The sequence below is a fragment of the Flavobacterium sp. J372 genome (assembly GCF_024699965.1).
GTDB lineage: Bacteria > Bacteroidota > Bacteroidia > Flavobacteriales > Flavobacteriaceae > Flavobacterium.
In genome coordinates this window covers 1,859,400-1,881,909 of sequence record NZ_JAJOMZ010000004.1, presented here as the reverse complement: position 1 = coordinate 1,881,909, position 22,510 = coordinate 1,859,400, and the positions used below count along the sequence as shown (strand labels likewise).

The following is a 22,510-nucleotide window of genomic DNA, read 5'->3' as shown; positions in this document are numbered from 1 at the left end:
CCTGCCTGCCAGCCAGCCAGACGTATTGCTGTACCGCTGTATTGGCAGCCGTACAACAATATTTAGCTACGTAGCTAAATATGTACGTAGCTATGTGTGTTGGTACGTACATACGTATTTACGTAGATACGTATGTACCTGTGTATTGTTGTACATATCTAAATACATATCTATTACACAAGTATGTATATACATAAATACCCACATACTTATATGAATACGTATGCAGGTACGTATAAAAAAGCAACCCTGCTTTCCGGGCTGCGGTTAACTATCAGTTGAATTGCAGGGCAACCGCCTCATCTTTGGCAAAGCCCCGCACAGGTCGAAGGCTTTTTGCCCCTGTGCCTGTGCTGTGCCGCCCAAACAGATACTTTTGAGTTTATCCTCATCCGTTTTAAAACCGCGAACATTTTGATAATAGCCAGTAATACAATTATAAGCCCCGAACAAAGTTCCCTTAGTCGTTTCGGTTTGTTGGGTATAGTCTGCCATAGCATATTCAAAGGCAGCATCACAGGCATTTTTGTACATCGTTGATAGTTCCTCAGTAGCCCCTTTCTTTAAAAGGTTGTAGGTTTCTTTGTTGAGGCAAAGTGCCAACTGTATCAACTATTTTACCTGCTTATCTTCGATGCGCACGTTAGCCCATTGGTTAAAAATGCCCTCTAATTGTACAGATAAGTTATCGGCAACGCCCATAACTTTATGCGCTTGCTCCAGGCGTTCTTTAGCCCCTGCGGTGTGGCGTATGCGTACCACGTTGGTAGCAGTTTTCAGGGTAGCGTTAAGCGTATTTTGGCAAACAATCCTTACGGTGTAAAGGCTGCGATAATTGAACCGCTGCCATCGTGGGAGGTGGTCAGGAAAATGTACTTTTTGGTTACATCGTCCCCGTTACCCACACGGATATAGCCAGGCAGCTTTGCCGTAATAAAGATGCGTTCCCCGTTGCCAAGTGCGCCTGCGGTTTCGTAGAGTATGCTTTCGCCACCGCCTACAATGGCATCGAAAAAGGCGAACGCATCACTGTTTTGTACAATTTGATAGTCTTTGCCGACCACTCCAAACACGGCTTTGGTATCGGTGCGCAAGGTGGCGTATTGGTCGGGTACTGGGTAACTGTCGAAATCGCCCGCACCCCTTGCAAAAATCGGTGCTTTGGCTACCTCGTAATCCAAGCCCGCAAAGGCTATTGCTTCACGGCTTTTCGGGTAGTCTTCTACTATCTGCCCAAGTCCGTGCCATGTGGTCTGCTTTACGCTCATAAAAGCGTGCTGTCCTGTCTCAGTGTTGAAATTTAAATTATGTCCATAATTTTTGAATTTAATAATAATACAATCGTTTTGTATCTCCTTCCAATTCTCTAATCTGATACAGTCCTGCTACGCTTGCGCTCCGCATAACTTTTTCCCAAAAGAAAACCGAAAAAAGAAAGCAATAACAAGGTGCAGGCAATGCGGAAAAAGCAAAAGGAAACGGAATAAGTCCCAAGGGGGTGGGTTTGTGAGTGGGCGAGCAAAGCCATTATGCCGTAGTCTTTTGTCTTTTTGGATTGACAGCAATACCTTCGCTTGCTTTTATCGGTTTACTTGGGAAAAGTTTCTTTTCCAAACCTATTAAAAGCCAACCAATGCCATAAATCGCAAGAAGCGATTTACTGATTAGATCAATAGTTATCTTCATTCCAATACTGGCAGAAAGACTAAAAAGGAATAATAGTGGACAGTAACGGTACACATAAAAAGCATAAAGGTGGTAGGCATCCAAAAGACGACCCTGCCTCGTTCCGTTATTCCATCAGCCTGACGGCTGTTGAAAATGCAAAGTTCCTGACCTTATTTGAGCAATCGGGTATGAACGTGATGGCGCATTTTATCGCTGCCTGCATTTTTCAAAAGACCATTACTACAGTAAAAATCGATAAGGCTGCAATGGACTATCATGTAAAGCTGACGGGGTTGTTTGCGCAGTTCCGTGCCATTAGAGTCAACTATAACCAAGTTGTAAAAATGCTCTACAATAATTTCACAGAGAAAAAAGCGGCAGCAGCGTTATACAAACTGGAAAACCAAACCATTGAACTTGCTAGGTTAGGCCAGAAGATCATTGAACTGACTATTGAATTTGAAGCGAACCATCTGAATAAGTAAGCCATGATAGCGAAGATTGGCAGGGGCAAAAGTTTGTTTGGGGCATTGTCCTACAATATGGATAAGGTAAAGAACAATACCGCAACGGTATTAGCAGGACAGAAAATTGTCGAATCACCGGATGGTACGTTTACCATTTCTCAAATCTCTAATTCATTCCAGGCATATCTTGCAGACAACAGAAAAACAGAAAAGCCGGTGGTGCACATCTCACTCAACCCGGATCCTGATGACAGGGTAAACAATAACGACTATAAAGCCATTGCTAAAGACTATATGGACAAAATGGGCTACGGCAAACAACCGTTCATTGTGTTCAGGCATAACGATATTGAGCGCAGCCATATCCATATTGTAACGGTCTGTGTGGATGAAGAGGGAAGGAAAATATCCGATGCCTTCGAAAAGAGAAAATCGATGGCGGCCTGTAGGGAACTGGAACAAACGTACAACCTGAAAAATGCTATTGAAAAAAAGCAAATCCGAACCGAACCTATTTTTAAACCAGTAAATTATAAAGCAGGCGATGTCAAAAGCCAGATGGCTGCGGTTATCCGTTACCTGCCGAAATACTACCAATATACCACGCTTGGCACGTACAACGCACTGCTGTCATTGTTCAATATTACCGCCGAAGAAGTGAAAGGACAGTACAACGGGAAAGCCCGGCAGGGGCTGGTCTATTTTGCGCTGAATGAAAAAGGAGAAAAAGTAAGTAATCCGTTCAAGGCTTCATTATTCGGAAAAGGTGCGGGTTATACTGAACTACTATCGCACTTTGCTGCGTCCAAAGCACAACTGCAAAAAAGCCCAAGGAGGTCAGCACTCAAAACTACCATTGAAAAGGCAATATTAGCAACCAAAAATGAAAATGAGTTTAAAGCGAGCTTGAGAGATGCAGGTATTAATACGGTTGTCCGCTGGACAGCCGATAAAAGAATATATGGTATAACATTTATTGACCACAAATCCCGGAGCGTATGGAACGGATCGCAGCTTGCTAAAAATTTAAGTGCTAGCGGTTTCAACGAGTGGTGGAATAATGGTAACAAACCGAAGATTCATTTACAAAATCCAAACAATGTGAAATCAGCTATTACTAATCCAACAGTTGGAGATAACACATCTTCTCAATCTGAAAAAACAAATCCAAACCTCTCGGATGCTGCTAATGCGCTATCAGACATATTTGGAGGTTTGCTGCCGCAAACACAGGGCGAAGATTATGAAGAAGAAGAAGCATTTGCAAGGCAAATGAAAAAGAAATCAAAAGGATTTAGGAGATAGACGGACTATCTCACTAAAAACAGCCTGCCGTTTTGCAGCGGAGCGACGAAGGAGCATAGCTGTAAATTGGCAATACCGGGCTAAAAAAAGGCTTTCCCGACAAAGGAAGGGAGTGCCTTTTTTGGTTTCCAATACCAGTTAAGGACATGTACTGCCTCTAAGTGGCAGAGATACACAGCCAGCCATTAGTAAAACTATTTTAGGGCTATGAACTGAAAATGTAATAATGATGAGCGAGTATGTTACAAAAGATGACTTAAGGCAGTTCGGCCTTGTCATGATGGATGCTTTCCGTAAAATCATTGAAGAGTCTAAAAAGGAGCAGCAAAATAAACCCGTACTGGATTGGCTCAAAAGCCGTGGGGTACGTAAACTACTGGATATATCGGCCGGTTCGTTGCAGAACCTCCGGGTTACCGGTAAAATACGCTTTAAAAAAGTACTGGGTTCCTATTACTACAGTAAGGCCGACATCATGAATTTGTTCAATGACAAATAGCCACCTTATGGAATTGCAAAGCTTATTAAAATACCTGAAACTTTTTGAACGTGATAACTCCCTGAACGTTTGGCATTTTGCATTGCTTAGTGCCATCTTGTACCTTGGTTACAAGCAGGGGCAACCTAAAATTATCAAGGTCAGCCGTAGTAAGATCATGGCACTTTCACATATCAAGACTTTACCAACATACCATAAATATTTTAAGGAGCTTCAGGTTATGGGTTATATCCGTTATACACCCTGCTACCATCCTGGGTGCAGAAGTGAGATTGAGCTAATGTTTAAATAATTGCTATTATAGTTTGTTCAAACTCTTTTTGGAAATTATTTCCTCAACAAACTGCTGCATTTCGGTAAGTCCTTTAGCATCATTATTTCCGATACAATAACCAAAGGTATAATTGCTACCTTCTTCCTGTATGTAATAAGATTTTCCTTTCCAATCAATAAAAATCCATGGTGTCTCATCTGAACTATCGCGATATTCAACATTTTTATTTTCCTTTTTTAGTTCTAAGAACAACGCAAATGAATACAAATCCGCGTGTCTCCGCCAGTTGTCAGCTGGACTCCTTGATAACAATACTTTGTTTCCAGTATGACTAATTCTGTATTTATCGCAATATTCTAATATACCTTTATTTTTAATGAAAATGCCCTTCCAATCATCCTCTATATAATTACTGATTATCTTTTGCAAATCACTCTTAATCGTATCTATACTTATGAAGTCTAGTAACTCTTTTAAAAAAAATTTCCTTTTAGAATCTTCAAAAACTTTACGCCAATTATCCATTTTATCTCGTAAACTGGAATTAAATGTACAGAATGTTTTACAGTAATTTATTGAAACCAAGTAGTCCCCAAAAGTCAATAATGCTCTTTGAAATAAACAATTATGATTATCCTTAAATTCAGCACTAAAAAGAGTTTTTAATTTGGACGAATAATTTTTAAATAATTCCAAATCGTAATCATTTTCTTTTTCGAAAACTCAAGTATAAATCCAATTTGTCCTGAAAAATAATTATGTAGTTCAGCACTATAAATTTCATTTTTCCAATTTTCATCCTTTAATATCAGAGCTGCTTTTAATTTTTCTTCGTCAATCTGCCTCTGCAAAAAGCCCTCGATTTTAGTTTCTACATTAGAAAGGTATTCATAAAGGTTATGTAAGTTGTCGCTTAGCCTTTTGATAGAACGAACTGCTCTGTAGAATGTATCAGGGCTTTGAATTAAAGTATTATTGATAAGATTTATGCTAACCCTCATCCATTTCTCGAAGCACTCACTATTTGACCCGTTCAAGTTACCTTTTTTATAAAAAACTGCATAACGGCATAGTATCTAAGCCTTTCCGAATATTCAGGATCGTCTTCTAAAAACGTTCAAGATATTGTTTTTCATCCTTAAATGAGGTTAGAGCATCTAATACTTTAGATATCTGCCATAAATATGGTGAACCTGGAAAATATACATTTTTATATTCATCAAATATGTTGAAGTTATCTTTAGCTTTTTTATCAATATCATTAGTTTCAACATAAAAACTTAAAGTCGCATTCTTGATAAAATTTAAATATTTAGCGTCCACATCTTTTATACTTATATGGTTTTTTGTTTTTTCAAATTTCCAAAAGATGTCTAACCATTCATTGTCAAATTTTGACTTATTATCGATATCGAAAAGAACAGAAAAGTTAGCTTTAAAGTTTTCAAAATCAGTTAGAGGTTTTCCTCTAGAATTCATCTTTACATAAATTTTATCATCTAATTTAAACTTCTCTAATGGTAAGAAATGAAATTGAATGGGACAATCCTCACTAGTTAACTTCGTAAACATGGTTTTATTTGGATGCCCAAATTTACTTTGAATAATATCTAACATATTTAACATTGAAGTTATTGTTGGATCATTTTTCCAAGACAAGAAAAACCACTTCGAATTTTCAATTTGTTCGCTGATTTTTATGTTTTCTTCAAATAAGAAATCTTCTTTGATTAACTTAAAACAAAAATCTTCTGTACTGGGTCTAGTTTCATAAGTAAATTTCGATAATGTCTTTTTCGTTATTTCATTTGTATTATTAATAGAAAGAAACCAATGCAATAAAAACAATGTCGTTAATCTTTGCTGACCGTCAAGAGGAATTAAATGCCCATTTTCAACTTTACCATACACAAAATGAAGATTGATCTTTTTTGCTTCGAGACTGATTAAGGTTCTAAATAAATCATCTATAAGAGCGTTTGCAATTCTGCTTTCGGATTTTCTTCCTTGTGCGTAATCACGCTGTATGGCGGGTATTTCTATACAGTATTCTGATATTAAATTCCAAAAACTATATTGCTTCGTACTCATTCTCTTTTATTTTTATGTACTTCTTTAATACTATTTTTATTTCTTCAAGATACGATTTCATATCATCCTTATCCCACTTTACATTTTGCTCAACATCCTTCGAGTAATATTTTAAAAATACATTTTTAGTACATATTGGAATAAACGATCCTTTTTCATCTAGACTTTTAATTAAATCCCTCTTAATGGGGAAGATATTATTATTAAGGCATGAATTATCTGGAACTGCTAATAATGCTAAATTCTTAATGGAATGTGTTGTAGCGGAATCTGAATATTCATTAAAAACTTTATTTTGAACGATATCAAATCTATCCTGCTCGATTTTCGACATAGCTAATAACTGCTCAATTTCATCAAGTAATTCGCTCTTATTATGATATGAGAAATACTTTTTTTGTTCATTAAGTAAATGTCTTTTTTGTTTGTCAGTTTTCAATTCTTCTGATTGTTGTGCATGAATATGTTCTAAACTCCAGTTTTGATTTGCAAAAACATCAAACGCAAAACGGTTATATCTACTATTCATAGTTGTAACGATATTGAATAGCAAGAGTAATTCTTTTGCTTTTTTATAATCAAAGTCGTAACCAATTTGCTCTAAATCTATTTCACCGAAATGATTCTGAATGAGTATTTGGAGTTCTCTTTCCAATATGTTTTTTGGATGATTTTCAGTAAGCTTTTTAATACTTTCAATATTTTTATCAACTTGCAACAAAAATCCTATAATGTGATAATAAGTATTATCATTATACCACTCTACAAAGGTTCTATAATATATTTTTACCTGATCCCATAAAAAATCCCTTGTGTTTTCATATTTGTCATTAAAAATTCTAGTATCATTAGTAATCAACTCGTTAAAAACGTAAAAAGACCACAACGTATCAACACTTTTATTCAACTTTAAGCTTGTATTATTAGCATATTTATCGGCAACTAATTCGAAGATAAATTCTATGTGATTTACATACGTTTTATTTGGATTAATAAATTTCCAGAAATCTTTTTCTGTAATGTACTTTCAATACTATCCCATTCATACCCTATTTTTAGCTGATATTTTTTCTTTTCCCGTTCATTCATTGAAGTGTCTGAAAGATAAAAGATTGCTTTAATCAGCTCTCCATTGGTCAAATCTATCTTACCCTGATTATATTTAGCGAAAGCAACATTTGGTGCGTCGCCATCTGGATCAATTTCGTACCAAATGAACCTTACATTATTTGCCCTGTCGAAAAAGTCATCAAAATCAGTTTTTAAAAGTGTATTACAAAAATCTCCAAGATTTAGATTTTCATTCTCCAACCATTTTTTTATTATTATAAAAGCGTCGCTCATGCGATAAAAATCTATATTTGTTTTGTCAACAGCAGTGACAGAAGTAATATTTTCGAGAAACTCTTTACTACTAAAATCTTCTTTTCTCTCGTTTCATATTCTAACGTAAAAAGATTCGATGGTAATTTAAGAAGCTTTAATGCATCCTTTATTGAAGATAATAAAATATAAATGGTGGTTAATCTTTGTTGTCCGTCAATAACTTCCCACTTATTATTTCCATTTTTTAAAACTACAATTGGTTGCAAACAATAAAACTCTCCGATTTTATTATCCGTTTTCTTCTTTATATCTTCTTGAAACTCATAAATATCATTTAATAAATCTTCAATTTGTCGTTCTTCCCATCTGTATCCCCGTTGATATGATGGGATAATAAAATGGTGTTCGCCATCTAGAAATTCTGCGATAGACTTTAATCTAGGATTTACTATATCGGTTGTAGTCATTTTTATTTACTTCTTTTGTTATTCTCTAAAAATACAGAATAACTTTTAACTGAAATTGTTTTATGTACGCATAAGGTATATATCATCGTCTTTTTAGGGAAGAACCTTTAAATAGTGCTCTTCGGACTATAGTCGAATTAAAGATACCTCTAGTATAATTGTATCAATATATCCGCAGATATATTGAGTCGTTGTTTTAAAGCACGTATCATGGAAAGGCTAAGCTTTCTTTTACCGGACAAGATTTCGGATTTACGTGAACGAGCGCCTAATATTTCTGAAAGTTCTGCGTCCGTAATATTTAGTTGTTCCATCCGATATTTAATAGCTTCCAGTGGGGTTGGCTCAGGAACGGGATAATGTTCATCTTCATACTTCTTAACTAGCATTGAGAGGATTTCCAGTTCATCGGACTCCGGTGTATCAGGCTGTAAGTCCATTTGCATCAGTTCATAAATGCGCACAAGTGTATCTCCATATTGCGTATCATTTTTTATCAGTCTTAACATAGCTAATCTCTTTTGCGTTAATCTTATCGTACTCCTTATGTGTCCCCAGCCAGACTATAAATACTATCTTCAGTCGGTACTCGATATCCACTATCAGCCGGTAGGTGTTGCCATGAATATTAAAAACAACACGCTTGCTTGTCACGACTGAGGCATTACCAAACTGGCTTTTTAGTTGTTTGGACTGCTCCACTCGGCAGCAGTGACTTCTTTATACCAGTGTTGAAGTGGTCTCTCTGAATCCGGAAATTGCTCCCAATAGTCCTTTAAGGTTTTTACAGCAATTATTCTCATTGCAAATATATTAAATTGTTACCAAATTGGTAACATGTTTGAAAATTTCTTTTTGCTTATGTTGCAATTGTAGCCGCACTGGGGCGACAATTAATTATCTGCATATTCGGAGAACACCATTGCCTTCAGGCTTTTCCTTCCCCGTCATATCAAGCCTGGCTTTTAGCTCTCTAATTTCTTCTTCCATCTTTGAAATAATTGCTCTTGTGTCATCAAGCGAAAAATTACTTTCAGCGTTGCCCAGCCTCTCCTGCAATTGCTTCATTTCCTTTCCGATAGACTTCTGCTCAGTAATAGCATACTCTTCGGTCTGCTTTACCGATTGATGGCCGAGCATTTCTTTAACTACATGGATTGGTACATCATTATTTAGCGTCACTGTACTTCCGAAAGTACGCCTGGCTTTATGTGTATTTAATGTGCTTTCAATGCCGCACAGGTCAGCTATTTCCTTCAGGTAGGCGTTCATCTTTTGATTGGAGGTAACAGGCAATACAGAATTACGCTCCAGGCAAAGCTTATGGTCTTTGTAGCGTTCCATAATCGCTTTGGCTTTCGGTAAGAGTGGAATATTAATATTACTGCCTGTTTTCTGCCGTTCAGTAATGATCCACATTTCGCCGTCAATGCCAAACTTAATATCCGACTTCTTCAAGTTAAAAGCATCAATATAGGCCAGCCCGGTGTAGAATTTGAAGACGAATATATCCCGCACAGTAGAAAGGCGTGGAGTGGAAAAGGTATGGTTTTCCAGTTGGGCAAGTTCATAGGAACTTAATGGCTTTTTAGGAACTTTGACTTTCTTTGCCTTAAAACGCTTAAACGGTCAGCGGTTATGATTTCTTTGTCAATGGCAAGCAGTACAATTTTCTTAAAGTTAGTAATGTACTTTACCGCCGTGTTGTGGCTGATGTTCTTAACTGTCTTCAGGTAAAACTCATAATCCTTTACAAACTCAAAGTTGAGTTCACGGAAATCCATATCCTCCACACTGTACTTAAAGCGGAGGTATTCCTTAAGGTGCTTTTTGGCTATCTCGAAACGGACGTGTCTACCTATGGCGTATTCGCCCTTTTCGACTAAAGCTAAAAGTTCATCATTATGTTTTTGTAACTCCTGGACAACCTTTGCTTTTGAGACATTCTTTCCCATTACAAAATCCATGATCTTTTGAGTTGTAATTGGATGCCCGGCTAACATAAGTTCACTTTTGAACTGCTGGATTTTCATATGCAGTGCATCAAGGAAAAAGTTTAAAACTTTCGCATCTTCTCTGCTTCCGGTAGCGCGTTCCGTCCTTTGACTCCAGCGGTCAACTTCCCATTTGCGCTTGGTAGATGTTTCTTTGGGTATACCATCTACTGTAATTCTCAGGTAAACATACCTTTCTTTTGTGGCTTTTGTGGAACTCTTCAAGAAGAAGGTAATTCCGAAACTGTTCTCTAACATAAATTCAACGTTTTAAAAATTAATAAATGTCGAATTATAGTGCTTTCAAATCAAGTCGTTAAGCAGCTTTAATGGTTGATAATCAAAAACTTAAACCTATTTTTATGGCAATTTTTTTTTGAATTTGAAATTGCCACAGATTTGCCACAAAAAGTTTGTGGATTTTGAAAATTTTGATGGTGCAGGGATGAAAATAAAAAACCTGCAAACCGTAATTTGCAGGTTTTCATTGTTTTAATGTACTTTATAATGATATAAAGCTGAATTGTGGTGGGCGATGAGGGGTTCGAACCCCCCGACCCCCTCGGTGTAAACGAGGTGCTCTGAACCAGCTGAGCTAATCGCCCGAATTGTGAGTGCAAATATACGCCTGTTATCGATTATTGCAAGCGTTTTACTTATTATTTTTCGGCTTTTTTGATGTCGAGCAATAATACCTTTTCATCAAAGTTGACCACTTCTACAACAATATCCTCACCCTTAACGCTTTGCCCTTCTATTACATAAATTTTACCTCCGCCTTCATACACTTTGTTGCTTTTGCTGAAATCGACATTACCATTTTCGGTTGAATGTTTCACATCATCAAGCACATAAGTTTTTGCATCAAACTTAGCCTTTACTTCTTTTGAAAAGGTTAAAGGCTTACTGCGAATGTTTTTTAGCACACGGCAATTAGGCATATAGCAAAATTCTGTGCGTTTGTTCTTGAAAAAAAAGAACAAAAATAATATGCCTACTAACAGCCCTATGAGATAATATCCTAATCTATGTACAAACTTCATATGTCTTAATTTAATTTCCTGCGTTTGCGTTCAGCGCTAATCAGGTTCAGTTCACGGCTTGTCTGCCCAGCTACAGATGTATTTTCTTCAGCCCTGCGGATAAGGTATGGCATCACATCGCGCACAGGGCCGAATGGCAGGTATTTCGCTACATTGTACCCATTAGCTGCAAGGTTAAAGCTGATGTTATCACTCATGCCGTAAAGCTGCCCAAACCAAACACGTTCATCATTTTTTGCTATACCTTTTTGTTGCATCAGCTGCATTAGTTTATATGAGCTTTCTTCATTATGTGTGCCGGCAAAAATTGCCATAGTATCAATATTTTCAACCATATAAGCAATACAGTCATCATAGTTTATATCTGTAGCCTCTTTTGATATGCATATTGGCGAAACGTAACCCATCTCTTCCGCCCTGTTATTCTCCTTTTCCATATAAGCGCCCCGCACAACCTTCATTCCAATAAAAAAGCCTTCTTCTTTTGCCTGTTTATGAAGTTTCTTCAGGTAATCCAGCCTGTCCCAACGATACATCTGCAATGTATTAAAAACTATTGCCTTTTCTTTATTATACTTCCGCATCATTTCGGCTACCAGGTCATCGGCAGCATCCTGCATCCAGCTTTCTTCAGCATCAATGAGCAAGGCTACATCATTGGCGTGGGCTTCTTTACAAACTGTTTCAAAACGTTCTACCACCCTTTTCCATTCATTGGCTTCTTCAACAGTAAATGGTTCGCCTTTACCCAGTTTCACCCAAAGGTCAAATCTTCCGAAACCTGTAGGCTTAAATACTGCAAAAGGTATAGCATCGCGCTCTTTAGCAAACACAATGGTCTTTAAAGTCTTTTCAAGGGCTTTGTCAAATTCAGACTCTTCCTCTTTTGCTTCAACAGAATAGTCAAGCACGGATGAAACGCCCTTAGTATACATCTTATCAACAACCGGCAGGCAGTCTTCTTCAGTAGTCCCGCCGCAAAAATGGTCAAAAACCGTGGCACGGATAAGCCCTTCAACAGGCAGGTGCATCTTTAGCGCAAAATTCGTAACCGCCGTACCAATCCTTACCAATGGCTGAGAGGCAATCATTTTGAAAAGAAAATATGCCCTTTCAAGCTCGGTATCGCTCTTTAGCGCAAAAGCATCAGCGGTGTTGTTGAAGATCTTCTCCATTTGATAAAAAAATTTGTGCAAATATAAAGACTGAACAATAAATACTGGTACAAATTGGTTTATTTTGCTGATTATTTAAATATACAGATGCAGCCCCTACAATCAGCCGGATACAGTGTTTTTTTAATGAAGACGGGTATAACTATCTTCATGAAATGCTGCAACCGGGCGCCTACTCTAAAGTCTTCATCCTAGCCGATACTAATACGGCACAATATTGCCTGCCTCAGTTTTTGCAACAACTGGCTACAGAAACAGGAATCGAGATTATAGAAATTGAGCCCGGAGAAGCCAATAAAAATATTGAAACCTGCACAGGTGTTTGGAGTGCGCTCGCCGAACTTGGAGCCGACCGTAAGAGTATAATGATAAACCTCGGCGGCGGGATGGTTACAGACCTTGGCGCTTTTATAGCCTCTACTTTTATGAGGGGGATTGATTATATTAATGTACCTACTTCGCTCCTTGCTATGGTTGATGCGTCTGTTGGCGGAAAAACAGGAGTCGACCTTGACAACCTGAAAAATTACATAGGGGTTTTCAGCACGCCCAAAGCTGTCATTATTGATATAGGTTTCCTTGAAACGCTGGCACAGGAAGAAATGCGATCTGGCCTGGCAGAAATGCTGAAACACGGTATCATTGCTGACAGAAGTTACTGGAATAATTTTACAGACCTTTCGGGCCTTACGACCGATGACCTTGCAGCTTTTATACATCGTTCGGTTGAAATTAAGAACGAAATTGTACTTGCCGACCCTAAAGAGCTGGATGAGCGTATGCTGCTGAATTTCGGCCATACTATTGGCCATGCAGTAGAATCTTACTTTTTAGGAAACGTTGAAAAACAGACGCTTTTACATGGTGAAGCTGTGGCTGTTGGCATAATAATTGAATCGTGCATTGCGCATGAAAAAGGACTTTTAGGTATTGAAGAGTACCGCGAAATTAAAGAAGTGGTTTCTTCAATTTTTCCAAAGGTTGTAATCAGCCCATCTGATGTAGAAAACATCATTTCCCTGCTGGTTCACGATAAGAAAAACGCTTTTGGACGGATAAATTTTGTGCTGCCGGAAAGCATAGGTTCGGCCAAAATAAAACAGCAGGCAGAAAACGCTTTGATTTACAGGGCTTTTGAAGACTACAGCGGGTAACAATTTTTTAAGATAAATCTTTTTATATAAGTTACATATTTTTTTACATTTGCCCAGATGAAAAGAAATCCCGATACGGCTTTTATAAGCGGAAACATCAGCAAATACAAGGCTTTGGCTCAGAGACGGCTGATTGCCCTGTGTGCAAACGTTTTCGTTGGTTCAGATATATTTTCGGGCAATGCAGCACCGCATGAAAAACTGCAGATAGTATATGCTAACATTAGGGTTTGAGAGTGACTGATATTTAGGATTTTTCTTATTTATTAAAACTTTATCTAAACCTTATAATGAATACTAAATATTTCGACTTAATAAACCAGACTTTTTATTTTCCTCAGGAAGAATTCACGCTAAATAAAGATAACCTTCAGTTTCATAATATAGACCTTATGAAGCTGGTAGAACAGTACGGTACGCCACTTAAGTTTACATACCTGCCCCAAATCTCCAACAACATCCGTAAAGCCAAAAGCTGGTTCAGGAACGCGATGGAGAAAAACAAGTATGATGGCAAATACTATTATTGCTATTGCACAAAAAGCTCTCATTTTGAATATGTTATGAATGAAGCATTCAAAAACAACATTCATATCGAGACATCGGCAGCTTATGATATTGACATTGTTGAGAGGCTTTTGGAATCGGGCAAAATAAACAAGAACACTTACATAATATGTAACGGTTTCAAGCGCGCACAGTATATTGAAAACATTGCGCGCCTTATCAACAAAGGGTATAACAGGACAATGCCGATTATTGATAATTATGAAGAGCTTGACCTGCTACAGGAACAGATAAACGGTAAGTTTAAAATCGGTATCCGTATTGCTGCCGAAGAAGAGCCTAAGTTTGAATTTTATACTTCAAGGCTTGGCATAGGTTATAAAAACATAGTGCCTTTTTACAGGAAACAGATTCAGGAGAACAAGAATGTGGAGCTGAAAATGCTTCACTTCTTCATCAATACTGGTATCCGCGATACGTCATACTACTGGAATGAGCTTTTGAAGTGTCTTAAAGTATATGTGAGCCTTAAAAAAGAATGCCCTACGCTTGACAGCCTTAATATTGGCGGTGGTTTCCCTATCAAAAACTCGCTTGCGTTTGAGTATGATTATCAATACATGATCGATGAGATCATCAACCAGATAAAAATTGCCTGTGATGAAGCCGAAGTTGATGTGCCAAACATCTTTACTGAATTCGGGTCGTTTACAGTTGGCGAAAGCGGCGGGGCTATCTACCAGGTGCTTTACCAGAAACAGCAGAATGACAGGGAAAAGTGGAACATGATTGACTCGTCTTTCATTACAACCCTGCCCGATACATGGGCTATCAATAAGCGCTTTATCATGCTGGCTATTAACCGGTGGAATGATTCCTACGAGCGGGTACTTCTGGGCGGACTGACTTGTGACAGTGATGACTACTACAACTCAGAGCAGAATATGAACGCAATATACCTGCCAAAGTACAACAAAGAAAAACCGCTGTATATAGGCTTCTTTAATACAGGCGCGTACCAGGAAACCATTGGCGGTTACGGCGGGCTTCACCACTGCCTTATACCGCAGCCCAAGCATATATTGATTGACCGTGATGAAAACGGAATATTGGCAACAGAGGTTTTCTCGGAAATGCAAAAAGCTGAAGAAGTTCTTAAAATTCTGGGTTACGACAAAAAATAAATATATTTTTATACACACAAACAAACTAAAAAATGAGTAAAGGACCAATCAGTCAGTTTATTGAAAAGTATTACCTGCATTTCAATTCGGCTGCGCTTGTTGATGCTGCAAAAGCTTATGAAAAGCAGCTTGAAGATGGCGCCAAAATGATGGTGACGCTTGCCGGTGCCATGAGTACAGCTGAGCTGGGTAAGATTTTCGCTGAAATGATACGCCAGGATAAGGTGCAGATAATTTCGTGCACCGGCGCAAACCTTGAAGAGGATATAATGAACCTTGTGGCGCACTCTCATTATGAGCGCGTGCCAAACTACCGTGACCTTACACCACAACAGGAATGGGATTTGCTTGAGCGTGGCCTAAACCGCGTTACAGACACGTGTATACCTGAGCATGAAGCTTTTCGCCGCCTGCAAAAGCATATCTATAAAATTTGGAAAGATGCTGATGATGCAGGCGAGCGCTACTTCCCGCATGAGTTTATGTACAAGATGCTGCTTTCGGGAGTGCTTGAAGAATATTATGAGATCGATCTTAAAGACAGCTGGATGTATGCCGCTGCTGAAAAGAACCTGCCAATAGTTGTGCCGGGTTGGGAAGACAGCACTATGGGTAATATTTTTGCATCTTATGTAATTAAAGGTGAACTTAAAGCTTCAACCATGAAATCAGGTATTGAGTACATGGCGTGGCTTGCCGACTGGTACAGGGATAACTGCGACAGCGGTATCGGTTTCTTCCAGATTGGCGGCGGTATAGCCGGTGATTTCCCTATTTGTGTGGTGCCAATGCTTTACCAGGATATGGAGATGCACGATGTGCCGTTCTGGAGCTACTTCTGCCAGATATCAGACTCTACAACCAGTTACGGTTCTTATTCAGGCGCTGTGCCTAATGAGAAAATCACATGGGGTAAACTTGATATCAATACACCTAAATTTATAATAGAATCTGACGCTACAATTGTTGCGCCGCTCATATTTGCCTACCTATTAGATTATTAGATACAATGAATGCGATGAAAAGAGTTATAGTTGACTACGCAAAATTAACCAACGAAATCCTGACGCTTTTAGTGGAAAAATTCCCTGAAGGTTATGATGATTCTCATATTGTGCGCTTTAAAAATGCCAAAAACGAAACTATTGAGGCTGTTGAAGTGCGCACTGAAGATACCATATACCTTGTAAAAGTAAGTACCAAGCTGGCTGACAGGATTGAAAACTTTGATGATGATGATGTTGATGAGACTACCGGAGGTGATGAGCTTGATGCGCTAAAAGACCTTGAAATGAAAGATGATGATGATGATGCGGATGACTCTGACAGCGTTGATGCAGGTGATGCGGACGGAGATGAAGATGATGATGACGAGGACCTTGATGAAGATGGGATGCCGCGAAGAAGGTCAGCATCCGCAAGCTTTGATGATGAGGATGAAGACGAAGACGACGAAGAATAATATACTAAAGAACTCTTAACAGGGTTCTTTTTTTATACATCGCATTTATCTTTGCATTAAAAATAAAGCTAATTATGAGGCCGATAACTATAACAGCAATACTTGCTTTGGCAATAATTTCCTGCCAAAAAACAAAAACAGAGGAAACAACTATTACCGAAACCGACACTATTGTAAAAACTGAAATTCCGGAGACTGCAGTAGCAGATAAGCAATGCTTTTTATCGGTTACCGGCAAAGACAGTATTGTTTTTGAGATGAAACGCAAAGGCGACAGCATACATGGTATCTTTAATGTGCTACCTGCTGAGAAAGACAAACGAATAAGCACTTTTAAAGGGGTTCTAAAAGGTAACGAAGGAAATGCTTTAGGCACATACAACGGAGAAGGTATGACCTATGTTGAGGAACTTCATTTTAAGGTGAATGGTAATAATGTTGTTGTTGACTTTGGCCCGACAGAGGAAGGCAAAGACGGTATATGGCGCTATAAGAAAAGTGAAAAGCGTTATGAGCACGTAATTCCGAAAGTGGATTGCAGGAACTAATTGATTATAATTTCCTTAAAAACTCTGCCAGTTTTCCGGTAAGGGATTTACGGGAGTATTGCTGCAGGCCAATGGCGTGGACTTTAAGGTCATTTGCAAGATACTGTTCAAAATAGGCCAGTATGGTGTTTTTTAGTTTTTCTTTTTCCTGATAAGTAATAAACTTTCCGGTATTAGTTGCCGTTACTATTCCTGCAAAGTCGGCACCTTCTGGGCCTATGGCTAAAATTGGCCTTTCAGCAGCCATATATTCAAATAGTTTCCCAGGGATAATACAACGTGTATCAGGCGAATCAATCTCAACCATAAGCAGTACCTGCGACTTACGTTGCTCAATTAAAGCCTGTTCATGAGAAAGGTAGCCAAGCAGGTCAATGTGATTTTCAAGCCCTGCATTTTTAATTGATGCTAATATTTCCTGGCTTACTGCGCCGGCAAGCTTCATCCTGAATTTCTGCCTGAAGTGTTCATTTTCAGTAACAAGTTCAGCCAGTGCCTCCCACAAAATCTTAGGATTGCGCTCAGATAAAAATGAACCTATATGTGCAAGCGTAAAATGCTCGTCTAGTTGTTGCCTGCCAATATTCTCTACATCGTAGCCATTAGTAATTACTTCTATAGGTTTGCTTGTTATAGTTTCAAACTCTGCTTTAGTCGTTGGGCTGGTGACAATAATCACATCGGCACTATTCAACACCTTCGTTTCAAGTTCTTTATGCTTTTTTTCAGCTGATGTGGATAATTTCAATTCTTTGTGATACCCTATTGTTGTCCATGGGTCACGAAAATCAGCTACCCACTTCACCCCCAGCCTCTGCTGCAATTCCATACCAATGAGGTGAAGGCTGTGTGGCGGCCCTGTTGTGATGATGGCGTCAATATTATTTTTCGGGATATAGTAAGACAAAAACCTGACCGACGGCTTCACCCAAAGCACCCTGGCATCAGGTATGAACAGGTTTCCCCTCACCCACAGCATTAGTTTTTGGAGAGCTGATTGTTTCTTTTTGTCGGGAATGATACCCGAACTTATTTTTTGTGTACTGCTTTTTGAGAACGTCGCTGCCCATGAATAAGGTTCCAGTATAGGCTGCTGGTGTATCTCAAGGTTAGGGCTTACATCTTTTGCTAGACCTTCATCAATCAAAGGGTATGTGGGGTTTTGCGGAACAAATACAATAGGTGTTATACCATAACCAGGCAGATACTTCACAAACTTGAGCCAGCGCTGCACACCGGGCCCACCCGCAGGCGGCCAGTAGTAGGTTATGATGAGGACTTTCAGCCCCCTAACCCCCGAAGGGGGAATTTGCCCTCCTTCCATAAAACTAATTTTTAGCAGGATTCTTCCCCTTTGGGGGTTGGTGGGCTTTTCTTGTCTCAACGTATATTCCCCTTCCAATAAGCAATAACATCAAAATTGAACTAACCAAAGCTATACTGCTGCCTGTTTTTACAACCTGGGGTTCAAATTTAAATTCAATAGTGTGTTTTCCGGCAGGAACATTCATCGCCCTCAATACATAATCTGCCTGAAAGTGAGAAGCCGGCTTTCCATCTATAAAAGCATTCCATCCGCTGGCATAATACATTTCTGAGAACACAGCGAGGCCGGCATTTGTATTGTTAGAATTGTACTTCAAGTAGTTGGGCTTTACTTCATCAAGTTTTATAGTAGCTGTGCTGTCAACTACAAACATTTTTTGTCCATCTTTAAAATGTGAGCCAAAATCTTCTGCATTAATTACTGCGGTTTGTTTGGTGTTAATACTTGCAACCGCTTTAATTTCTTCATCAGCAGTCTTTACAAGCTTGATATTACCCACAAACCACGCAGGGCCATTTGCGAAAGGGTTGGTTACCGGAACATTCTGCCCTTCATTAGCCTGAAGCAATACATACTTCACATTTAGCATGTCAAGTATCGGGTTCGGCTTTGTTAGGGAAAGAGATTGCTGATTAATATTACGGAATATGTCGCTCATCTTAGGCTCAACCATGTGTGTGAATAGCTGGTCCATCCTGCGCGGGCGTACAGCGCTATATCCTCCAACTGAATTGTGGAAATACGACGTCCTGCCCTGCAATCTGCCCATTGCTTCATAAACCCTGAAATGCGTAGTGTCTTCTTTAATCATATTGTCGGCCTCATCTGCTTCAAATGGTATGTTTACTTGTCTTGCACTTACAAAATCTTCAGCGTTTACATATTTTTTGTCAACAAAGAAAAGGTCGCCAACCATTAATATCCCGACAATTATAACCGATGCAGTAGCTTTCAGCTTATCTTTCATGTAAGCCCAAAGAAGCCCTGCCGTAAGTAAAATCAATACACCTGAACGCAGTAGGTCTGCAGTATACATCTGCATTCTCTGCTCTTTAAGCGCATCAACAAAAGCAGTACCCATTTCGCCATATCCTTGTCGATAATCCTCATCGCGAAGGCCGGCAAAACTGAATGAACCTTTCATGACAAATAAAATCACGATAATACCCAAAGCAACGGCTGAAGACTGCCAAAGCGGCTTCCACTGTTCTTCCTTTGCAGCTTTGTAGAAACTTTGAAGCCCCATAATAGCCAGTACCGGCATGCACAGTTCAAGAATTACCTGTATTGACGATACAGCCCTGAACTTATCATACATAGGGACATAGTCAATGAAAAATCGGGTAAGTGGTTCGAAATTTTTACCCCATGAAAGCATAAGTGAAATTATAGCACCAGCCAAAAACGCATACTTAAACTTACGCTTATCAATAAATAATGCCAGCACAGCAAGAAAGAAAACAATGGCTCCAATATAAGCGGGAGCTTCAACTATAGGCTGGTCTCCCCAATAGGTAGGTACGTTTGCCGCAAATTCTTTAGCTTCAGCAGGCGTTGCACCTTGTTCTAATATAAAATCATACATATGGCTGCCTTCACCTGCATTTTCACGGTTTCCGCCGCCAAATAGTCGCGGGGCTATAAGGTTAAGGCTTTCTGCAATACCATAGCTGTATTCAGTGATATAGTCATATTCCATAGAGGCATCGGTAGTATTGGCCGAACCGTCAGGATTGAATTTTAGTTCGCTCTTCCCTCTGTTGCTAATCTTGGCATATTCAGATGTCGCCATCAGGCTTGTGGCATTCGCTCCGATTGCGAGAATGGCAGCACCGGCAAAAATACCTGCTGTTATGCCCAGCTGCTTAGATTCTTTATTTTTTACCATCTTTATGGTAAAGTAGACACCCAGCACCAATAGCAATATCAGTAGGTAATACGTCATCTGGAAATGGTTCGCATTAATCTCTAACGCTGCAGCAAGCATGGTGAGCAGCCCGCCTGCAATGTACCTGCGTTGGAAAACGAGCAACACACCTGCCACAACCATAGGCATGTAAGCAATGGCGTGTGCTTTGGCATTATGCCCAACCCCCAGGATTATAACTAAATAGGTAGAAAAACCAAATGCAAGTGAACCCAGAAAAGCTTTTAACGGGTCGACCCTGAGCACCCTAAGAAGTATATAAAACCCAATGAAATACAGGAAAAGATAATCTGCCGGGCGTGGCAGGAATCTTAAAACTGAGTCAAGCTGCTTAATATAATTGTGCGGATACTTTGCGCCAAGCTGGTACGTTGGCATACCGCCAAAAGCGCTGTTTGTCCAGTATGGCTCTTCACCTGTCTGCTTGCGGAAATCATTCTGTTCTTTAGCCATACCCGTATATTGGGCAATATCACTCTGGTATATTTCTTTGCCCTGCAGCACAGGGTAAAAATAAATTACGGCTACAAGCACAAAGCCAAGCAACGCCAGTAAATGCGGGTAAAACCTGTTAAGATTCTTCATAAAGCTACTTTGGTAAAAACGCCGTGAAGATACTTAATTTATTGCAAAGCCTGTATCTGGCAGCAATAAAAAAGCCCCTTGTGCGGGGGCTTGCTTTACTCTATTTCTTCAAAATCTATATATTCGCCGATTTTCTTTTTTTCACGTGGTTTTTCAGGTTGCTGCTGTTGCTGCGCCTGCTGATTTGCAGCATTATAAAACTCCTGCTGGCGCTCATACATTGTCTCACCTGCTTTTTGCACAACCTTTTGTACAATTATCGGGGCGAAAATGCGTAACAGGAATTTGAGCGCATAGTACCCCAGCACCATTATTATGATAACCCTTACTACTCCATTAAATGATGCTGTTTCCATCGTCATAAAATTTTCTCAAAATTAGTCAATATCTGGCTGTTTTTAGTTTACACCGTCATAAAATAATAATAAATTATCTACTTTTGGGAAACTAAACAAACAACCCCAATAAACGAGCCAAAATGACAAACCGCATTAAGAAAACCTGCTTTGGCATAATAATGCTTGCCAGTTCTGCCACTTTTGCACAATATACAGACGAGATAAACAGTAACCGCCCAGGCGAATCACAGTCTGCATTTGCGGTTGGCAAAAGAATATTCCAGGTTGAAACAGGAGTATATGGCCTGAAAGAAAAACATGAGGTGCTTGACTATGACCTGAAAGGGCTGGGCCTGGATGTTGTACTACGCTACGGCGCGTTTATGGAAAATCTTGAATTTATTGCCGATGTTCAATACCAGTTTGATAATTATTATGATGCGCTGGGAACGCAAAACCGTAACGACTTTAAGCAGCTAACCTTTGGTGCTAAGTATCTTATTTATGACCCTGACAAGTATCCCGATATTGATGATAAAGAAGTTATAAGCTGGAAAAAAAGGCATGCTTTTAAATGGAAAAGGCTTTTACCGGCTGTAGCTATTTACGCAGGCACCAACATACCTTTAGGCGATAAAACTTATACTTTCAGGAATGACCGCATGAGCCCAAAAGTAATGGCAATTACGCAGAATTATTTTGGAAGGTGGGTATGGATAAACAACTTCATCTATGATAAATTCGGGACTGATTATCCCAGTGCAGGAATCGTTTCAACGCTAACGCGCGGATTTAATGAAAGATGGTCGGGGTTTGTAGAATTTCAAGGCTTCATGAGCGACTGGTATAGTGATGGCATCGGCCGTATCGGGGCAGCTCACCTGCTTACCAGCGAAATGCAGATTGACGCTTCATTCAATATGAACTACAAAGATACGCCTTCAATAATGTATGCTGCGGTAGGCTTTTCATGGCGATTTGCAGACCACTACAATGAGATGTGGATGCCGACTGAAGGAAACCGTGAAAAGGAATACAGGGAGCAGCAGAAAAAAGAAAGTGAAGAGAAAAAGCTAAAAAAGAAAGAACGTGCTGAACGCAGAAAAAATCGTCGCAAAGCACAGGAAGAAGCCGCACCAACGGAAGAAGCGCCGGCAGATGGAAATTAA

26 protein-coding genes, 1 tRNA gene and 1 pseudogene are annotated in these 22,510 nt (G+C 39.2%); 11 read left to right on the top strand and 17 right to left on the bottom strand.

The annotated features are described in order from the left end of the window. Positions 1-274: 274 nt before the first annotated feature. Positions 275-1,268: pseudogene (locus LRS05_RS09340) on the bottom strand (DUF932 domain-containing protein). 453 nt (positions 1,269-1,721) lie between these two features. On the opposite strand from LRS05_RS09340, the gene mobA reads away from it, so the two are divergent. The 4 genes from mobA to LRS05_RS09320 all read left to right on the top strand — a co-directional run bounded on the left by mobA (position 1,722) and on the right by LRS05_RS09320 (position 4,231). Further along, positions 1,722-2,153 carry a conjugal transfer protein MobA gene (gene mobA / locus LRS05_RS09335; protein ID WP_257868078.1) on the top strand — a complete coding sequence of 144 codons (432 nt, stop codon included), beginning with the start codon at positions 1,722-1,724 and terminating at the stop codon, positions 2,151-2,153. A 3-nt stretch (positions 2,154-2,156) separates the two neighbouring features. Next, entirely contained in the window at positions 2,157-3,440 is a 1,284-nt protein-coding gene (locus tag LRS05_RS09330) for a relaxase/mobilization nuclease domain-containing protein (RefSeq protein ID WP_257868077.1), read from the top strand. A 226-nt stretch (positions 3,441-3,666) separates the two neighbouring features. Further along, positions 3,667-3,939 carry a helix-turn-helix domain-containing protein gene (locus LRS05_RS09325; protein WP_257868076.1) on the top strand — a complete coding sequence of 91 codons (273 nt, stop codon included), beginning with the start codon at positions 3,667-3,669 and terminating at the stop codon, positions 3,937-3,939. A gap of 7 nt (positions 3,940-3,946) precedes the next feature. After that, positions 3,947-4,231 carry a hypothetical protein gene (locus LRS05_RS09320; RefSeq protein WP_257868075.1) on the top strand — a complete coding sequence of 95 codons (285 nt, stop codon included), beginning with the start codon at positions 3,947-3,949 and terminating at the stop codon, positions 4,229-4,231. Between the two features lie 6 nt (positions 4,232-4,237). On the opposite strand, the gene LRS05_RS09315 is transcribed toward LRS05_RS09320, so the two are convergent. The 13 genes from LRS05_RS09315 to LRS05_RS09260 all read right to left on the bottom strand — a co-directional run bounded on the left by LRS05_RS09315 (position 4,238) and on the right by LRS05_RS09260 (position 12,309). Next, positions 4,238-4,909 carry a hypothetical protein gene (locus LRS05_RS09315; protein WP_257868074.1) on the bottom strand — a complete coding sequence of 224 codons (672 nt, stop codon included), beginning with the start codon at positions 4,907-4,909 and terminating at the stop codon, positions 4,238-4,240. Continuing rightward, positions 4,876-5,214: a hypothetical protein gene (locus tag LRS05_RS09310; protein WP_257868073.1), complete on the bottom strand. Its 339-nt coding sequence runs from the start codon at positions 5,212-5,214 to the stop codon at positions 4,876-4,878. Before LRS05_RS09310 ends, LRS05_RS09315 begins: the two co-directional genes overlap by 34 nt. Positions 5,215-5,320: 106 nt before the next feature. Then, positions 5,321-6,304 carry a DUF262 domain-containing protein gene (locus tag LRS05_RS09305; protein WP_257868072.1) on the bottom strand — a complete coding sequence of 328 codons (984 nt, stop codon included), beginning with the start codon at positions 6,302-6,304 and terminating at the stop codon, positions 5,321-5,323. Further along, entirely contained in the window at positions 6,285-7,211 is a 927-nt protein-coding gene (locus LRS05_RS09300) for a hypothetical protein (protein ID WP_257868071.1), read from the bottom strand. The genes LRS05_RS09305 and LRS05_RS09300 overlap by 20 nt, the downstream gene beginning before the upstream one ends. Before the next feature lie 62 nt (positions 7,212-7,273). After that, entirely contained in the window at positions 7,274-7,648 is a 375-nt protein-coding gene (locus LRS05_RS09295) for a hypothetical protein (protein ID WP_257868070.1), read from the bottom strand. Between the two features lie 11 nt (positions 7,649-7,659). Then, complete coding sequence (locus LRS05_RS09290; RefSeq protein ID WP_257868069.1) at positions 7,660-8,097, bottom strand: DUF262 domain-containing protein; 438 nt, start codon at positions 8,095-8,097, stop codon at positions 7,660-7,662. Between the two features lie 149 nt (positions 8,098-8,246). Beyond that, the gene (locus LRS05_RS09285; protein WP_257868068.1) at positions 8,247-8,606 is read right to left on the bottom strand and encodes a type II toxin-antitoxin system HigA family antitoxin; all 360 of its coding nucleotides are present in this window, start codon (positions 8,604-8,606) and stop codon (positions 8,247-8,249) included. Next, positions 8,584-8,751: a type II toxin-antitoxin system HigB family toxin gene (locus LRS05_RS09280; protein ID WP_257869256.1), complete on the bottom strand. Its 168-nt coding sequence runs from the start codon at positions 8,749-8,751 to the stop codon at positions 8,584-8,586. Before LRS05_RS09280 ends, LRS05_RS09285 begins: the two co-directional genes overlap by 23 nt. A 243-nt stretch (positions 8,752-8,994) precedes the next feature. Continuing rightward, entirely contained in the window at positions 8,995-9,615 is a 621-nt protein-coding gene (locus LRS05_RS17645) for a site-specific integrase (protein ID WP_374707768.1), read from the bottom strand. A gap of 59 nt (positions 9,616-9,674) precedes the next feature. Next, on the bottom strand, positions 9,675-10,349 hold the full coding sequence (locus LRS05_RS17640) for a phage integrase SAM-like domain and Arm DNA-binding domain-containing protein (protein ID WP_374707767.1): 675 nt from the start codon (positions 10,347-10,349) through the stop codon (positions 9,675-9,677). A 268-nt stretch (positions 10,350-10,617) separates the two neighbouring features. After that, positions 10,618-10,696, bottom strand: a tRNA-Val gene (locus LRS05_RS09270). A gap of 54 nt (positions 10,697-10,750) precedes the next feature. Further along, on the bottom strand, positions 10,751-11,134 hold the full coding sequence (locus tag LRS05_RS09265) for a DUF4258 domain-containing protein (RefSeq protein ID WP_257868067.1): 384 nt from the start codon (positions 11,132-11,134) through the stop codon (positions 10,751-10,753). A 5-nt stretch (positions 11,135-11,139) separates the two neighbouring features. Continuing rightward, a complete protein-coding gene (locus LRS05_RS09260; RefSeq protein WP_257868066.1) occupies positions 11,140-12,309 on the bottom strand; it encodes a proline dehydrogenase family protein in 1,170 nt (389 codons plus the stop codon). Between the two features lie 155 nt (positions 12,310-12,464). Here LRS05_RS09260 and aroB point away from each other — a divergent pair, with 155 nt between their 5' ends. The 6 genes from aroB (at position 12,465) to LRS05_RS09230 (ending at position 17,164) form a co-directional block, all read left to right on the top strand. After that, positions 12,465-13,463: a 3-dehydroquinate synthase gene (aroB, locus tag LRS05_RS09255; protein WP_257868065.1), complete on the top strand. Its 999-nt coding sequence runs from the start codon at positions 12,465-12,467 to the stop codon at positions 13,461-13,463. Between the two features lie 57 nt (positions 13,464-13,520). Then, the gene (locus LRS05_RS09250) at positions 13,521-13,697 is read left to right on the top strand and encodes a hypothetical protein (RefSeq protein ID WP_257868064.1); all 177 of its coding nucleotides are present in this window, start codon (positions 13,521-13,523) and stop codon (positions 13,695-13,697) included. 56 nt (positions 13,698-13,753) lie between these two features. After that, positions 13,754-15,154 (top strand): arginine decarboxylase, encoded by a 1,401-nt coding sequence (locus tag LRS05_RS09245; protein ID WP_257868063.1) that lies wholly within the window; start codon positions 13,754-13,756, stop codon positions 15,152-15,154. Positions 15,155-15,186: 32 nt separating this feature from the next. Next, positions 15,187-16,158 (top strand): deoxyhypusine synthase family protein, encoded by a 972-nt coding sequence (locus LRS05_RS09240; RefSeq protein ID WP_257868062.1) that lies wholly within the window; start codon positions 15,187-15,189, stop codon positions 16,156-16,158. Between the two features lie 14 nt (positions 16,159-16,172). Continuing rightward, the gene (locus LRS05_RS09235; RefSeq protein ID WP_257868061.1) at positions 16,173-16,616 is read left to right on the top strand and encodes a DNA primase; all 444 of its coding nucleotides are present in this window, start codon (positions 16,173-16,175) and stop codon (positions 16,614-16,616) included. Positions 16,617-16,690: 74 nt separating this feature from the next. Next, the gene (locus LRS05_RS09230) at positions 16,691-17,164 is read left to right on the top strand and encodes a hypothetical protein (protein ID WP_257868060.1); all 474 of its coding nucleotides are present in this window, start codon (positions 16,691-16,693) and stop codon (positions 17,162-17,164) included. A 4-nt stretch (positions 17,165-17,168) separates the two neighbouring features. Here LRS05_RS09230 and LRS05_RS09225 read toward each other — a convergent pair whose 3' ends face one another. The 3 genes from LRS05_RS09225 to LRS05_RS09215 form a co-directional block, all read right to left on the bottom strand. Continuing rightward, positions 17,169-18,488 (bottom strand): glycosyltransferase family 4 protein, encoded by a 1,320-nt coding sequence (locus LRS05_RS09225; RefSeq protein ID WP_257868059.1) that lies wholly within the window; start codon positions 18,486-18,488, stop codon positions 17,169-17,171. A gap of 4 nt (positions 18,489-18,492) precedes the next feature. After that, positions 18,493-21,003 (bottom strand): YfhO family protein, encoded by a 2,511-nt coding sequence (locus tag LRS05_RS09220; RefSeq protein ID WP_257868058.1) that lies wholly within the window; start codon positions 21,001-21,003, stop codon positions 18,493-18,495. Positions 21,004-21,098: 95 nt separating this feature from the next. After that, on the bottom strand, positions 21,099-21,359 hold the full coding sequence (locus LRS05_RS09215) for a DUF4834 family protein (protein ID WP_257868057.1): 261 nt from the start codon (positions 21,357-21,359) through the stop codon (positions 21,099-21,101). Between the two features lie 122 nt (positions 21,360-21,481). Here LRS05_RS09215 and LRS05_RS09210 point away from each other — a divergent pair, with 122 nt between their 5' ends. Then, a complete protein-coding gene (locus LRS05_RS09210; protein ID WP_257868056.1) occupies positions 21,482-22,510 on the top strand; it encodes a transporter in 1,029 nt (342 codons plus the stop codon).

Excerpts from the sequence above, each read along its gene's own strand:
- LRS05_RS09310 (WP_257868073.1), bottom strand. The coding sequence starts at position 5,214 with ATGAGGGTTAGCATAAATCTTATCAATAATACTTTAATTCAAAGCCCT.
- LRS05_RS09330 (WP_257868077.1), top strand. The coding sequence starts at position 2,157 with ATGATAGCGAAGATTGGCAGGGGCAAAAGTTTGTTTGGGGCATTGTCC.
- LRS05_RS09245 (WP_257868063.1), top strand. The coding sequence starts at position 13,754 with ATGAATACTAAATATTTCGACTTAATAAACCAGACTTTTTATTTTCCT.
- LRS05_RS09290 (WP_257868069.1), bottom strand. The coding sequence starts at position 8,097 with ATGACTACAACCGATATAGTAAATCCTAGATTAAAGTCTATCGCAGAA.
- LRS05_RS09230 (WP_257868060.1), top strand. The coding sequence starts at position 16,691 with ATGAGGCCGATAACTATAACAGCAATACTTGCTTTGGCAATAATTTCC.
- aroB (WP_257868065.1), top strand. The coding sequence starts at position 12,465 with ATGCTGCAACCGGGCGCCTACTCTAAAGTCTTCATCCTAGCCGATACT.
- LRS05_RS09240 (WP_257868062.1), top strand. The coding sequence starts at position 15,187 with ATGAGTAAAGGACCAATCAGTCAGTTTATTGAAAAGTATTACCTGCAT.
- LRS05_RS09325 (WP_257868076.1), top strand. The coding sequence starts at position 3,667 with ATGATGAGCGAGTATGTTACAAAAGATGACTTAAGGCAGTTCGGCCTT.
- LRS05_RS09235 (WP_257868061.1), top strand. The coding sequence starts at position 16,173 with ATGAAAAGAGTTATAGTTGACTACGCAAAATTAACCAACGAAATCCTG.
- LRS05_RS09225 (WP_257868059.1), bottom strand. The coding sequence starts at position 18,488 with ATGGAAGGAGGGCAAATTCCCCCTTCGGGGGTTAGGGGGCTGAAAGTC.
- LRS05_RS09320 (WP_257868075.1), top strand. The coding sequence starts at position 3,947 with ATGGAATTGCAAAGCTTATTAAAATACCTGAAACTTTTTGAACGTGAT.
- LRS05_RS09260 (WP_257868066.1), bottom strand. The coding sequence starts at position 12,309 with ATGGAGAAGATCTTCAACAACACCGCTGATGCTTTTGCGCTAAAGAGC.
- LRS05_RS09285 (WP_257868068.1), bottom strand. The coding sequence starts at position 8,606 with ATGTTAAGACTGATAAAAAATGATACGCAATATGGAGATACACTTGTG.
- LRS05_RS09305 (WP_257868072.1), bottom strand. The coding sequence starts at position 6,304 with ATGAGTACGAAGCAATATAGTTTTTGGAATTTAATATCAGAATACTGT.
- LRS05_RS09220 (WP_257868058.1), bottom strand. The coding sequence starts at position 21,003 with ATGAAGAATCTTAACAGGTTTTACCCGCATTTACTGGCGTTGCTTGGC.
- LRS05_RS17640 (WP_374707767.1), bottom strand. The coding sequence starts at position 10,349 with ATGTTAGAGAACAGTTTCGGAATTACCTTCTTCTTGAAGAGTTCCACA.
- LRS05_RS09250 (WP_257868064.1), top strand. The coding sequence starts at position 13,521 with ATGAAAAGAAATCCCGATACGGCTTTTATAAGCGGAAACATCAGCAAA.
- LRS05_RS09265 (WP_257868067.1), bottom strand. The coding sequence starts at position 11,134 with ATGAAGTTTGTACATAGATTAGGATATTATCTCATAGGGCTGTTAGTA.
- LRS05_RS09215 (WP_257868057.1), bottom strand. The coding sequence starts at position 21,359 with ATGGAAACAGCATCATTTAATGGAGTAGTAAGGGTTATCATAATAATG.
- LRS05_RS09295 (WP_257868070.1), bottom strand. The coding sequence starts at position 7,648 with ATGAGCGACGCTTTTATAATAATAAAAAAATGGTTGGAGAATGAAAAT.
- LRS05_RS09210 (WP_257868056.1), top strand. The coding sequence starts at position 21,482 with ATGACAAACCGCATTAAGAAAACCTGCTTTGGCATAATAATGCTTGCC.